The 12,878-nt window shown below is 38.4% G+C and carries 14 protein-coding genes; 6 read left to right on the top strand and 8 right to left on the bottom strand.

The window, feature by feature from the left end:
• Nucleotides 1-75: 75 nt before the first annotated feature.
• Nucleotides 76-831, top strand: coding sequence for a DUF2087 domain-containing protein (locus tag MHB65_RS07545; RefSeq protein ID WP_342442980.1), 756 nt, complete (start codon nt 76-78; stop codon nt 829-831).
• 18 nt (nt 832-849) lie between these two features.
• The gene (locus tag MHB65_RS07540) at nt 850-1,191 is read left to right on the top strand and encodes a GIY-YIG nuclease family protein (protein WP_342442979.1); all 342 of its coding nucleotides are present in this window, start codon (nt 850-852) and stop codon (nt 1,189-1,191) included.
• A gap of 52 nt (nt 1,192-1,243) precedes the next feature.
• Here MHB65_RS07540 and MHB65_RS07535 read toward each other — a convergent pair whose 3' ends face one another.
• From MHB65_RS07535 to MHB65_RS07500, 8 genes are all read right to left on the bottom strand, one after another.
• On the bottom strand, nt 1,244-1,624 hold the full coding sequence (locus MHB65_RS07535; RefSeq protein ID WP_342442978.1) for an MmcQ/YjbR family DNA-binding protein: 381 nt from the start codon (nt 1,622-1,624) through the stop codon (nt 1,244-1,246).
• An 83-nt stretch (nt 1,625-1,707) separates the two neighbouring features.
• Complete coding sequence (locus tag MHB65_RS07530) at nt 1,708-2,526, bottom strand: YitT family protein (protein ID WP_004232517.1); 819 nt, start codon at nt 2,524-2,526, stop codon at nt 1,708-1,710.
• Nucleotides 2,527-2,613: 87 nt separating this feature from the next.
• Complete coding sequence (locus MHB65_RS07525) at nt 2,614-3,912, bottom strand: M48 family metallopeptidase (protein WP_342443708.1); 1,299 nt, start codon at nt 3,910-3,912, stop codon at nt 2,614-2,616.
• Nucleotides 3,913-4,069: 157 nt separating this feature from the next.
• Nucleotides 4,070-4,876 carry a hypothetical protein gene (locus MHB65_RS07520; protein ID WP_342442977.1) on the bottom strand — a complete coding sequence of 269 codons (807 nt, stop codon included), beginning with the start codon at nt 4,874-4,876 and terminating at the stop codon, nt 4,070-4,072.
• Nucleotides 4,869-5,939 carry an MBL fold metallo-hydrolase gene (locus MHB65_RS07515; protein WP_342442976.1) on the bottom strand — a complete coding sequence of 357 codons (1,071 nt, stop codon included), beginning with the start codon at nt 5,937-5,939 and terminating at the stop codon, nt 4,869-4,871. Before MHB65_RS07515 ends, MHB65_RS07520 begins: the two co-directional genes overlap by 8 nt.
• Entirely contained in the window at nt 5,932-7,593 is a 1,662-nt protein-coding gene (locus MHB65_RS07510; RefSeq protein ID WP_342442975.1) for an iron ABC transporter permease, read from the bottom strand. Before MHB65_RS07510 ends, MHB65_RS07515 begins: the two co-directional genes overlap by 8 nt.
• A gap of 57 nt (nt 7,594-7,650) precedes the next feature.
• On the bottom strand, nt 7,651-8,676 hold the full coding sequence (locus tag MHB65_RS07505) for an ABC transporter substrate-binding protein (RefSeq protein WP_342442974.1): 1,026 nt from the start codon (nt 8,674-8,676) through the stop codon (nt 7,651-7,653).
• The gene (locus MHB65_RS07500; RefSeq protein ID WP_342442973.1) at nt 8,673-9,638 is read right to left on the bottom strand and encodes an ABC transporter ATP-binding protein; all 966 of its coding nucleotides are present in this window, start codon (nt 9,636-9,638) and stop codon (nt 8,673-8,675) included. The genes MHB65_RS07505 and MHB65_RS07500 overlap by 4 nt, the downstream gene beginning before the upstream one ends.
• Before the next feature lie 138 nt (nt 9,639-9,776).
• Between MHB65_RS07500 and MHB65_RS07495 the strand changes: the two genes are divergently transcribed.
• The 4 genes from MHB65_RS07495 to MHB65_RS07480 are packed head-to-tail and all read left to right on the top strand — an operon-like array spanning nt 9,777 to nt 12,770.
• Entirely contained in the window at nt 9,777-10,688 is a 912-nt protein-coding gene (locus tag MHB65_RS07495) for a LysR family transcriptional regulator (RefSeq protein ID WP_342442972.1), read from the top strand.
• A gap of 43 nt (nt 10,689-10,731) precedes the next feature.
• Nucleotides 10,732-11,208: a PTS sugar transporter subunit IIA gene (locus MHB65_RS07490; protein ID WP_342442971.1), complete on the top strand. Its 477-nt coding sequence runs from the start codon at nt 10,732-10,734 to the stop codon at nt 11,206-11,208.
• The gene (locus MHB65_RS07485; protein ID WP_205442294.1) at nt 11,205-11,468 is read left to right on the top strand and encodes a PTS sugar transporter subunit IIB; all 264 of its coding nucleotides are present in this window, start codon (nt 11,205-11,207) and stop codon (nt 11,466-11,468) included. The genes MHB65_RS07490 and MHB65_RS07485 overlap by 4 nt, the downstream gene beginning before the upstream one ends.
• Before the next feature lie 33 nt (nt 11,469-11,501).
• Complete coding sequence (locus tag MHB65_RS07480; protein ID WP_205442292.1) at nt 11,502-12,770, top strand: PTS ascorbate transporter subunit IIC; 1,269 nt, start codon at nt 11,502-11,504, stop codon at nt 12,768-12,770.
• The last annotated feature ends 108 nt before the right edge of the window (nt 12,771-12,878 follow it).

Raw genomic sequence — 12,878 nt, 5'->3', positions numbered from 1 at the left:
AAACAAACATTTTGTTATTTTAAATATAAAATAACAAACAAATTTTAAAATTGTTTGTTTTTCGGAGGATTCCCAATGGATGTAAATGAATTGTTTTGGCAAGTTCCTATCGATGATCTTAAAAAGGGTTACATCGATGAAGCGACACACTTCACTTGCCTACTGTGCGGTGAAAAAGTAGAAAAAGGCATTATTTATCCTTATGAAGGCTTACTGTATGAAGCAGAGAAAATGATGCAGCACCATATTACATTGGCTCACCAATCTGTTTTTCATTATTTAAACGGTCTCAACAAAAAAATGACAGGCTTAACAGAACATCAAAGTCATATTTTACTCTTATTTTATGAGGGAAAATCAGATCAGGAGATAAAAGAAGAATTAGAGATTGGCAGTGCTACAACGATTCGTCATCATCGTTTCGCTTTAAAAGAAAAGGAACGCCAAGCCAAAACATTGTTAGTGATGATGGAGTTACTAAAGGAACAAGATCAGAAGGAGGAACCATTTGTGCCTATTCATAAAACAGCTACTATGGTTGACGATCGCTATAACGTAACCCTCACGGAAGAACAGCAATTATTGGAGAAATTCTTTCCACAAGGTATAGGCAAGGAGCTAGTACGCTTTCCTAAACGTGAAAAGCAGAAAATTGTAGTACTTCGAGCCATCACAAAGCTTTTTGATGTAGAAAGACAATATACAGAAAAAGAATTAAATGAAGTCATCAAACCAATGTATGAAGACTATGTTCATATACGTCGTTACTTAATTGAATACGGTTTTCTGGACCGCAAAGCAGATGGTAGTGCCTATTGGGTAAAAAAATAAGAAAGCAGGTTATTAAAAATGGATCATAAAAAAGAGTTAAAAGAAATGTATAAAGAGATGAAAATTGAAGCTGGTGTTTTTACCATGACTAATAAACAAACAGGAAAAGTGTTTGTGGGTAGCTTCAATAATTTAAAGCGTTTAAATGGCTTTCAATTTATGCTAAAAACCAATACACATACGAACAAGGAGCTTCAGGCAGATTACAATTCATATGGTCAAGAAGCTTTTGAAGTGGCTATCGTTGAGCATTTAAAGAAAAAAGAAGAGGGTTATTTTGACGCCAAAAAAGAACTCGAAAAGCTGGAGCAAAAATGGCTCGACACGCTAAAGCCTTATGGTGAACGTGGCTATAATTAGTAATTATATAGTAGCGCATTTGCCATTAAGTAGACGGTAAATGCGCTATTTATCACTTGGTTGTCTTGCTTCCAACGGATTGAATTTCCTGTTGAGCTTTCTTCGTTAATTTATTGAAAACAAGCTCATAGGAATGTTGGATAAGATTCTCTACCAAATCCATCGGAACATCTTCAGCATCCATATAAATAGAATTCCAATGGGTTTTATTCATATAGTAACCAGGTATAATGCTGTCATATGCTTCCCTTAATTCTTCCGCTCGAGAAGGCTCACATTTCAACGTAAGCACAGGTTTGCCCGTTGTATTGCCCCCAAGCATGGCATACATTTTTCCACCGATATGATAGCGATCTGCTTGCCACTCCTCTTGATAGTCATACGTTGTTCCTTGAAGCTGTAAACAGTAAGCATGAATTATTTCTTTTTCCATCTTTACGATCCCCTTCCTACCACAAATAAAAACACACGTTCGATTACGGTTAGTATAACCTAAAACGTGTGTAGAGAATAGCATTATTTAGTTGTACCACGATCAAACATCCCGATAACCTCTGTTGTCTGTAAAATATTCACAAACGACTTTGGATCAGTTTCCTTAATTGTGCTTTTCACATCAGCTAATTGGTAACGCGTAATAACAGTAATTAACACTTTCCGACCTTCACCAGAATATGCTCCCTTTGCATCGATAATCGTTACCCCACGATGCAGCTTTTCTAATAGCTGTTGCTTGACCTCGTCCCCTTTACTCGTAATAATCATCAGCGTTAATTTAATATGGCTCGTATGAATTGTATCAACTACTTTTCCAGTTGCATAAATGGAAACAAGCGTTAACAATGCCGCATCCCAGCTAAAGACAAAGCCAGAAGCTGCCACTACGATACCATTCATAGCTGCAATTAGCGTACCGAGTGGAAAATCGCGTTTGCGACTAAGTAGCATAGCAATAATATCAAAGCCCCCTGAGGAGCCAGCCGCTCGGAAGATCATGCCCATTGCAAAGCCTACAATAACACCGCCAAATAAGGATGCGAGAATTGGCTCTTGTGTCGCTTTGTGTATCGGAATAATATATAAGCTCACTGACAACACAGCCACCGAAAGAATGGTATAGCTGATAAATCGCTTGCCAAGCTTCATCACACCTAAAATCAGTAAAGGCAGGTTAAGCAGTAAATTTAACACACCTGTATTCAAAGGGGTAATAATCCCAAGCATGATGGCAATACCACTCAACCCACCACTCAAAATTTCATGGGGAATTAATAAATAATTATAGGCAAAGGCTACTAAAATGGAAGAAAGTGTAATTATAATCACATTTCGCATAATGCTATCCCCTATCAATCAACGACCAAATTTTGATACATCTTTGTCATAGACTACCCAATTTACTCCCATGAAAAACCTATCCTCTTACTTTTTCTTCTGTTCTTCCTTTAAAGGCATATTTTGCTTCTGTTCCCCAGTATCCGCAACCTTATAGATCCGCTCCAGCATCGGTGGATGTGTATAACGGAACCACTTCACTAAGAGTGGTGGGTTCACTTCACTTAAGCCTGAAATCGTTAGCTTTTGAAACGCTGTTACAGCCGCTTCTCGATCATTCATAAGGTTAATCGCATACTGATCTGCTCTCGTTTCCTGATATCTTGATATCAAATTGGACACTGGATTGGAAGCAAATAGTAATATAGAGGTAATGAGTAAAAATAATGGATAGGAACGAATACTGCTGATTTTATTAATTTTAAAAACCTGTCCATATCGTGAAATCAAGCGACGCATAATTTTCGCTGTTAGCCATAACCCTATCAACATTAAGAATAAATAGCCTGCAATGCCAAAATAAATATGCTTTTCTACATAATGTCCCATTTCATGTGCCATGATAAATAAAATTTCATTGTCCGTTAGTCTATTTAATGTAGTATCCCAAAGCACAATTCTCGAATTGCTCCCAATCCCAGTCACATAAGCATTTAAGGCATTGGTCTTTTCTGCCATATTGACCTCATAAACATGCTCTGCCGGAATATTTGCCTGTGTAGCAAGTGTAAGTATCTTTGTTTCCAGCTCTTTATTTTTTAGCGGATAAAATTCATTGTACAAAGGATCAATGACAACTGGCTGAATGAACATTACAAAGATTGTAAAGGGGATGGTTAAAAGCCAAGCATAGAGCCACCATCTTTTTTCGCTCTTTTTAATGAGCCAATAAATTACCGTAACAATAATCAAGCTAGTGCCAAAGTTCACCCAAAAATCAATGACACCGTCCTTCATCCAAGATGTAAATGCTTGTGTACTGATGCCATAGCTTTTGCTTAGATGATAGCGATAATAATCCAGCGGGAATAGCACGATATATAGTAATAAAGATAATAGGAATAAGTAGCCTGCATTTTGCAATAGCTTCCACTTCGTTTGGGAGGTCGTCACTTTTTCGAAATAACGGGATACGCCCAATAGTAAAATCAAGAAGTAAATAAGCCATTCTAAAGGTGTGGCTACAAAGAATATAAAGTTCCGTATTTTTGAATATTCACCACTTAAAAAAAGCTCCTTGCCAGACATAAACATCACTGGATCTGCCGCCGTTCCTTGTAAGGCACTCGGTATTTTACCACCACCGCTATGGAATATATACCAGTACATACAAAGCACGTAAACACCGAAAAGTAGTAGTGTAACAATGCCCATTTTTTTCGCTATGTTATTTCCCCCTCATATCACCCAAAGTTCGTCCTATAGTAAGTGTAAGCGAAATTAGCAAAGTTAGAACAAACATGGACCTACTTTTTTAATCTCTCTGTTGCCAAAGAAAAAATTCGCCCCATTTCTATATGCGGCGAATTCATTATAGTCCTACTTATTTATCCATGACAAATGCCGTTTTACCACGTTGATCTACACTTAAATAGCCTGCAAATAATAGTTGCTCATACCATTGTTTTTCAATAACAGCTGCTTGAGCGGCATCATCTAACTTTGTAGAAAGTTCAACCATCATGTCTCCTTTGTACTGCCACACTTCTATATCCGCTTCATGTCCTAGAAAACTTCCTTTATAGGTCATAGCATTAGCAGGTCCATATACAACTGCTTGAGACAACGTATTTTTATACCATGCTTCAGAATCCCAATTTACAATTTTCTTTGGAGAATTTTCAAGAATGCGTTTTTTAGCAGCACTCGTATCTACCGTATCGTAAGAGACATCAGCAGAAGTCTTCAAGGACTCCTTCCGGCTAATCGTAAATGTACGATGGTCTCCCTTACTATCTAACTCAAACTTATAATTGGACTCAGAACCAGTAAAACCATGATTCGCTGTTTCTGCAATCGCGTCACTTAATGGTGTATTTAAAAAACGCTTTTTATAGGTTATATCCATTTTATTGCTACCTTTATATACGCGTAAGCGATGAATATAATCATTATGGAGAAACGTTTGGTCAAACGTATCATAAAAATAAATTTTTACATCATCCTTTTTAGTTGCTTGAAAAACCTGTACAATCGTTGATTCCTTAAAAATCTCAGGTTTAATATTGAATTTAATTTCATGCCCTGGCTCAATGGCTGCTTTCGCTTGTGTTGTACTCACACTCATCATACTAATTATTGTCAAGCCCATGACACATATATAAAATGCCCATTTTTTTAGTTTAGTCACGCTTTAACTCCTCCTTCGGAAATGTTGTTGCTAAATTTGTATGTGTACTGTGAAAATAGATAGTTTGTCGTGCACGAATTCTCTGTGACAGAGCCACAATATCACGATAGTCTGGATGTGTTTTATAGAAGAACTCCTCTGAGAGATGCTTCAAAATAGATGGATTGCATGAATGACGAGAATAGCCTGTGTGGACAAAAATAGCTGTTGGATATGCCTTTGCAAGCTCCTCCAATTGAGCCTCATCCTGCTCTGAGACAAAATAAAGTGCATGGTGACTGTCCGGTTTTTGCTTGTGACATACTTGGAGTACCGCTTTATTCGGCCAAATATTTTCGGGATCTTCATCATAATGCTCCAATAAAGTTTGTAGCTTTGCATCTACACTAATCGCTCTGGTTGTATGTTCAGAAAGATAAGACATAATATCCACTGTTTTGCCCGAAAAAGAGGATGGGAAAATAATTGAACGATTGGGATGAGCCTTTACGTACGTAGCCAATTGCTGTAATATCTCAAGATTATGAATGCATTTTTCCACATGTCCACTATCAATAAACGCTACATCATAAACCGTTCCATCCTCCTCTGGTAAGGTCGCCTTTAACAAATACGAATCGACTACATAATCACCAGAGAAAAAAATCATCTCATCAAAAAATCGAATTTTGTACCACACGCTTCCAATTAAATGTCCACTATATCCCCATTGAAAGGCAAGATAATCATTGACCTCTATCCAATTTCCAATCGTATCTGGGTGGAAAGTACGGACTTGTGGAAGAGGCAGTGGAAGCTGCTGAGCAGTTCTATGACTCATTAATACCTGCCCCGTATAGTCCATCTTTTGTAGTAATGGCAATGCCCCTACATGATCAATATGTGAATGAGAAATAAAGACAGCAACTAGCTTTTCAATATGATTAGATGTAATATTTGGTGGCGTTTTTTGAGCATTTTTCATAATCCCACAATCCAATAAAATGCCCTGCCCATGATTTTCAATATAAAAGCAATTGCGCCCATATTCCCCTACACCACCTAAAATTTCAAAACTAAGCATTGGCCTGCCCTCCTCGTCTTTGCAGCCAATCTAATAGGAACATAAATACCACAGTCATCAAAACAGTGATGACGGCAACTGCCATCCCAACCCCTACATTACCTTGCTCAAATTGACTATAGATAAAAGTTGCCCCTGTCTCGACTGAGGGTGGCAAAATTAAGAGACCAGCTACTAGCTCACGCATCGAAATAATAAAAGTCATCATCATTCCTGTCAAAATACCCTGCATCAATAGCGGTAGGATGATGCGACGATAAACCGCCCAATTACTACGTCCAAAAATAGCGGCTGACTGAAAGATAGAGGCATCTAATTGTGAAAAAGAAGATTTAATATACTGCACCGAATAGGGTAAAAACAGCACACAGTATGTAACGACTACCATTGCCTTTGTGTTATAAATCGTTGCGGGAAGCCACGGCGCATTCCAAAACATAATTAAACCTACAACAAAAACAATTCCCGGAATAATATTAGGCATTAAACTAAAAAAATCTAATACTTGCTGCTTTCTGGTTTCTCCTTTTTTAATATAAAGAGCAATAAATAAACCTATCATGGCCGTTATAATGGCCGTTATGATAGAAAAAACAATACTATTTAAAAATGCTGTCAATCCTGCACTTCCACTGGTGAAGACCTCTTGATAGGAAGCAAAGCTGAAATTCCCTGCCTGTAAACCATCTCCCCTTACCTTTTGCAAAGAGGTCACGATAATAGAGAAATACGGAATGCCGATAGACAGCAATAGTACAAGCCCTACAAAAGTCCACGAAGCTGTTTTTATATACCACTTGTCCTTGATCTCACGTCTAGCAGGCGTTTTTCCTGATAGCACACCATATGTATATTTGCGTCCAATGAGATTTTGGAAATACCAAATGACCAAACAAACAGACAATAAGAAAAAGGATAGCGAGGTTGCCATGCGAATATCGACTGGCCATCTTGATAGATAGGAGTGAATTTCGGTTGTAAAAACTTGAAACCCAATCCGACTGCCAAATGTAGCTGGCGTTCCAAATTCAGCAAGCGTCTTAATAAAAATAAGCAGACTTCCCAAGACATAGCTTGAAAGTACAAGGGGTAACACAATCTTTAGCCCATTTTGCCAGGAGCTTCGCCCAAAAATCAGCGCTGCATCTAAAAATGAGCCATTTATTCGAAGCAATGTATTTTTTAACATTAAATACAAAAACGGAAACAGGTGTAAGCTCATGATCAGTACCATGCCAAATAAGGAAAAGAAGGAATCTGTCATCCAAGCAGCACGTGGAATAAGCTGCTGTAAAAAACCATTGTGCTGCATAAACAAAATCCAGCCCATAGAACCAATATAAGGAGGTGTCATAAATGGAATCGTTAACACAATATCGAGCCATTCATATTGATATAAACTTGTTTTCGTACGAATGAAAGCCATAGGTAATGCGATAATTGTTGTCCCAATAATCACGAAAATCCCTAAGACCACAGAATTTCCTAGCGTCCTCCATATTCTCTCGTGTGCAAATATTCGGCTAAACTGTGATCCATCGAATTGCCCCTCATTTGTAAAGGTATAAACTAAAATGGCCATCAACGGAGCGATAGCAAATATGGCAACAATTGTCAGTAAAAATCCAAAAGCTCGTCTTCCTTCCATTATCATGACTACTACAACCCTTCTCTATAAAAACTAGAAAGGAGGTATATCAACCTCCCTTATTTAACGGAATAAATCCGTAAACTTTGTTAGTACTTCAAGCTGTTTCGCTTCCGCACCCATCCAATCAACTGTTAACTGTGGAATTTCATCTAATGCTGCACGATTTTTCACAGCAATATCTTTATTTCCTGGTAATAAGTAAGCATCTGCTACTAGCTTTTGCCCTTCATCCGATAATATAAAATCAACATAGGCTTGTGCAGCTTCTACATGTTTCGCATCCTTCAAAATACCAACCGCTCTAGGACTAACCACTGTCCCACTCGTCGGATAGATAATTTCTACTGGCTCACCGTCCGCTTTTGCTTTATAAGCCATGTAGTCTACCCCTGCGATCGTGGCATTTTTCTCACCCGTAATAACAGCATCCAATGCTTCTTTATTTGCACCATTGACTTGCAAGCCATTTTTCTTCCACGTATCAATTGTGCTCCAAGCTGTTTTTTCTGCTGCTGTATAACCAAATAAGAAATCCACAGCAGAGCCTGACAGACTTGGATCTGGTATATTTATTTTATTTTGCCATTCAGCTTTCGCTAAATCAGACCAATCCTTAGGCGCCTGTGTCGTATTTTTCGTATTATAGGCAATACCTAAAGCAGAGGCACTGTAGCCATAGAAATATCCATCTTGATCAGACCAATCACTGTTGATTTTGTCCTTGTTTTTAGCAGCTTCATAGCTTTGTAATTGGTCTGTTGCCTTTAATCCATCCATTGAGGCGACAGAGGCAAGTACAACAATATCAGCTACAGGATTATTTTTTTCCGCTTCTAGACGAGAGAGAATTTTACCTGTAGTTCCTTGAAACATTTCCACTTTAATCCCTGTTTTTTCTTCAAATGCTTGCTGAATATTTGCAGCTAAACCATCTGGCCCTGCAGAATACACCGTCAGTACTTTCTCATCCTGTGTCTTTGCACTTGCTTCATTTGTCTCTTTTGCCTCTTTATTACCACAGCCAGCTAATGCCAAGGTCAATAAAATGCCAGCAGTTGCCCATAATTTAAAACGTCGTTTCTTCAATGTAAACCCTCCAATTGATAGATTTGTTTTTCATCAATAAATACTTGCAATCTTTTTCCATGCTCTAATGGTTGATTCTCATAAAAGCTCCAAGGCTGCCCATCCACCTGTGCTTGTACTAAATAACGATCTCCAACAAATATGCTTTTCACAATCTCCGCTTGTTTAGCAATCGTACCAGGACGCGATACGCTTGATACACCTTCAGGTCGCACGATCGATTGTCCATGATGAAACCAATTCACTTTGCCAATAAAATCTGCCACATAGGGCGTTGCTGGTGCACGATAAATTTCCTCAGGCGAGCCAATTTGAGCAATTCTCCCTGCCTCCATAACAATAATTTGGTCAGACATCGTCATGGCCTCCGTTTGATCATGTGTTACAAAAATGGCTTGGCAATCAAGTTCATGAATCAGGTGCATAATTTCATCTTGCATTTGTTCTCTGAGAACAGCATCGAGAGCGGATAAAGGCTCATCAAATAAAATCAACCGAGGGTTCTTCGCTAAAGCTCTTGCTAATGCCACCCGCTGCTGCTGACCACCCGATAATTCGCCTGGCTTTCGTTTCTCATAGCCTTGCATTTTTACCAATCGCATCACATGCTCGACTCGTTCAGGAATAGCTGATTTTGCAATAATGCCCTTTAAGCCAAAGGCAATATTTTGGAAGATAGTCATATGTGGCCATAGAGCAAAATCTTGAAAAACCATGGCGATATTGCGCTTATTTGGTTTGACATTTTTATGAGACTGTGAAGAGAAAATCACGGTGTCATCGAATCGAATTTCTCCTTTTGTTGGCTGTTCAAGGCCAGCAATCAACTTTAATAAGGTTGTTTTGCCACAACCCGATTGTCCAAGAATCGTAATAAATTGCTGATCTAACTCCACATCGATTGGCCATAATGCTTGAGACTGCCCATATTTTTTCTCGATATTGGTTAATGAGATTTTCATAAGTATCCTCCTCGTTACTAACAACTATAAATTCCAGATATTTAGAAAATATTAATCTACTATTAATAACACGTTAAAAAAAATCTAATAAACTAAAACAAATACAAGATTTTTTCTAATTTGCTTTAGGAGGATAAAATGAACAATAGTAAATTACAGGCATTTTGCTTACTTGTAGAATTAAAAAAATTAGCTCCTGTCGCCAGAGCACTTGGCATTACAGCACCTACAGTATCCTTTCATATTCGCTCTATAGAGGAGGAATACGGTATTCGTTTATTTCGAACAAACGCAGGAGGATACCGTTTAACAGAAGCCGGCGAAGGTGTGTATCATTACGCTCGTCAAATGGTTCAACTCCAAAAGGATATGGACCGTTTTATTGAAAATCTTTTAGCAGGCCATATTGGTTCATTACGACTTGGGGCGAGTGGCCTACCTGCCCATATTTTTATGCCAGATTTAATTCATCAAGTTTCAACGGCCTATCCTGAGATTCGCATTTCATTAGAAGTAAAAACTGCACCCGAAATTGAAAAAAACGTAGCACTACAAGAATTAGATTTCGGGCTCATCATGGAGACCAAGCAGGAAAATCCTTTACTTCATTACGAAACTATCGGTGAAGATGCACTTGTATTGGCATTCAGCCCATCACACGAGCTAGCAACAAAAAAGAACATCACCAAAGAAGATATTCTTAAGTACAAGCTCTTGTTGCATACATCCTCTAGCTCCACGAATCACTTCATTGAAAAGTGGATGGACCCTTTTCAGCCTTCAATTTACACAATTGAGCTGGATTCTGTGAGCACGATTAAAAAAATGCTGACCTTTGGAAAAAACATGGCGTTTCTATCCGTTTCCTTAATAGAAGAAGAATTAAAATCAGGTGTACTGATGAAGAAAGATCTACATGACGTGACGCTTAATAGAAAGATTCAATTGATTTATCCGAAAACGCGCTTAGATCATAAAATTGATGAATTTGTCAAAATGTCGGTTTACGAAATAGCGAAGCAATTAAAAATGTTTTCTTCGATGACATAATTCCACATGCAGTCGTAATAACATGGAATGGGAGGATATTTTTATGAAAGGAGGGTTGTCCTTGCTAACCAAGCTGTTAACAAAGGATTGTATACAGCTCGCAAACTTTGTCCAATCATGGCAAGAAGCGATTCATTTAGCTGCTAGCCCATTAGTACAGCAACACAAAATTGAACAACGCTATGTCGAAGCCATGATTCGATCTATTGAGCACTATGGCCCCTACGTAGTCATCACACCAAAAGTAGCCATTCCTCATGCACGGCCATCTGATGGGGTTCATGAACTAGCCATAAGTTTGCTATGTTTACAAAAACCTGTTTTTTTCAGCCCCAATCAGCCTGTTTACTTACTAATTGTGCTAGCTGCCATTGACAATGCTTCCCATCTACAGGCGTTGGCTGATGTAGCATTAGTCTTACAAGAACCTAATCAGGTTGATGACTTGATCGCCTGTCAGCATGCGGACACGATATGGGAGAAAATCAAACAATATACGACAAAGGAGTCAACAGAATGAAAATTTTAGTCGTGTGTGGGAGCGGTTTAGGAAGTAGCTTTATTTTAGAATTAAATGTAAAAAAAGCATTAGAGGCATTGGGTAAAGATGCAGAGGTAACACATACCGATTTAGCGTCTGCCAAGGCGGAGAAAGCAGATATTTATTTAGGGGCAGCAGACATTGTGAATGAATTAGCGCAAGACAAGGGAATCATTGTGAGCATTGTTAATATGATGAGTATTGCAGAAATAAAAGAAAAGCTTGAACCTTTGCTTTAAGCATCAAAAATTTGGATAGGATGAGGTGTTGGTATGTTAGATGTTATCATGCATGACATTTTAGGAACACCAGCTATATTAGTCGGCCTATTCGCTTTTATTGGTTTACTCATTCAAAAAAAATCAAGTTCCACTGTTCTGTCAGGTACTTTAAAAACGATAATGGGCTTTGTCATCCTTGGAGCAGGTGCTACGGTTTTGATTGGCTCTTTAGATCATTTTAGTAAAATGTTTGATCATGCCTTTCAAGTACAGGGAGTCATTCCCAACAATGAGGCCATCGTGGCAGCTGCTCAGACTAATTTTGGTACAGCTACTGCACTAATCATGGTATTTGGTATGATTATGAACCTATTATTTGCGCGATTTACGCCATTAAAATATATCTTTTTAACTGGACATCATACATTATTTATGGCTTGTTTAATCGCTGCTTCATTGTCTGTTGGGGGGATGAGTGGTACACCTCTTATTATCGTCGGTTCTATTATTCTTGGACTTTGTATGGTGGTATTCCCTGCCATTTTACAGCCAACAGTTCGGCAAATAACAGGTAGTGATGACTTTGCTGTTGGACACTTTGGCAGTGTTGGCTATTATGTTTCTGCAAAGATTGGCAAGCTCTTTGGCAATAAAACGAAATCCACAGAGGATATACAAGTCCCGAAATCATTAGGCTTTTTACGAGATACCTCTGTCGCTATTTCGCTAACAATGAGTGTGTTCTTTGTGATTGTTGCCCTTTTTGCAGGTCCTTCCTATATAGAGGCACAATTATCTGCGGGCTCTAATTTTATTATTTTCGCTATTATGCAAGCGATTACATTTGCAGCGGGTGTTTATATTATTTTAGCAGGTGTACGAATGTTAATTGCTGAAATTATTCCAGCCTTCAAAGGCATTGCAGATAAACTTGTACCAAACACAAAACCAGCACTTGATTGTCCAACCATTTTCCCATTTGCACCAAATGCAGTTATTATTGGTTTCATTTTTAGTTTTCTAGCAGGGCTGGTTTCCATGTTTATACTCCCCTTCATCGGACTAAAAGTTATCGTACCAGGTCTTGTTCCCCATTTCTTCACAGGTGCAGCAGCTGGCGTCTTTGGTAACGCTACAGGCGGCAGAATCGGTGCCATGTCAGGAGCCTTTGCCAATGGTTTATTGATTAGCTTTATTCCTGCCATACTACTGATCTTTATGGGAGACATTGGTTATGAAGGCACAACCTTTGGCGATTCAGACTTTGGCGTAATCGGCATTATTATTATTAATTTATTAAAATTATTCGGTGCTGTCTAGATAGTAAAGCCTAACGCTATTCGCGTTAGGCTTTTATAGTGCTATACATACAAGGATTGTTACGGAAACCTTAATAAATCCATTACTTTAATAGTAATCTAGCTTTAT

The organism is Lysinibacillus sp. FSL K6-0075, from assembly GCF_038592945.1.
Classification (GTDB): domain Bacteria; phylum Bacillota; class Bacilli; order Bacillales_A; family Planococcaceae; genus Lysinibacillus; species Lysinibacillus fusiformis_F.
The sequence above is the reverse complement of the archived record's forward strand: the minus strand, read 5'-3'. Positions and strand labels throughout refer to the sequence as shown.

Excerpts from the sequence above, each read along its gene's own strand:
- MHB65_RS07545 (WP_342442980.1), top strand. The coding sequence starts at position 76 with ATGGATGTAAATGAATTGTTTTGGCAAGTTCCTATCGATGATCTTAAA.
- MHB65_RS07540 (WP_342442979.1), top strand. The coding sequence starts at position 850 with ATGGATCATAAAAAAGAGTTAAAAGAAATGTATAAAGAGATGAAAATT.
- MHB65_RS07535 (WP_342442978.1), bottom strand. The coding sequence starts at position 1,624 with ATGGAAAAAGAAATAATTCATGCTTACTGTTTACAGCTTCAAGGAACA.
- MHB65_RS07530 (WP_004232517.1), bottom strand. The coding sequence starts at position 2,526 with ATGCGAAATGTGATTATAATTACACTTTCTTCCATTTTAGTAGCCTTT.
- MHB65_RS07515 (WP_342442976.1), bottom strand. The coding sequence starts at position 5,939 with ATGCTTAGTTTTGAAATTTTAGGTGGTGTAGGGGAATATGGGCGCAAT.
- MHB65_RS07510 (WP_342442975.1), bottom strand. The coding sequence starts at position 7,593 with ATGATAATGGAAGGAAGACGAGCTTTTGGATTTTTACTGACAATTGTT.
- MHB65_RS07500 (WP_342442973.1), bottom strand. The coding sequence starts at position 9,638 with ATGAAAATCTCATTAACCAATATCGAGAAAAAATATGGGCAGTCTCAA.
- MHB65_RS07495 (WP_342442972.1), top strand. The coding sequence starts at position 9,777 with ATGAACAATAGTAAATTACAGGCATTTTGCTTACTTGTAGAATTAAAA.
- MHB65_RS07490 (WP_342442971.1), top strand. The coding sequence starts at position 10,732 with ATGAAAGGAGGGTTGTCCTTGCTAACCAAGCTGTTAACAAAGGATTGT.
- MHB65_RS07485 (WP_205442294.1), top strand. The coding sequence starts at position 11,205 with ATGAAAATTTTAGTCGTGTGTGGGAGCGGTTTAGGAAGTAGCTTTATT.
- MHB65_RS07480 (WP_205442292.1), top strand. The coding sequence starts at position 11,502 with ATGTTAGATGTTATCATGCATGACATTTTAGGAACACCAGCTATATTA.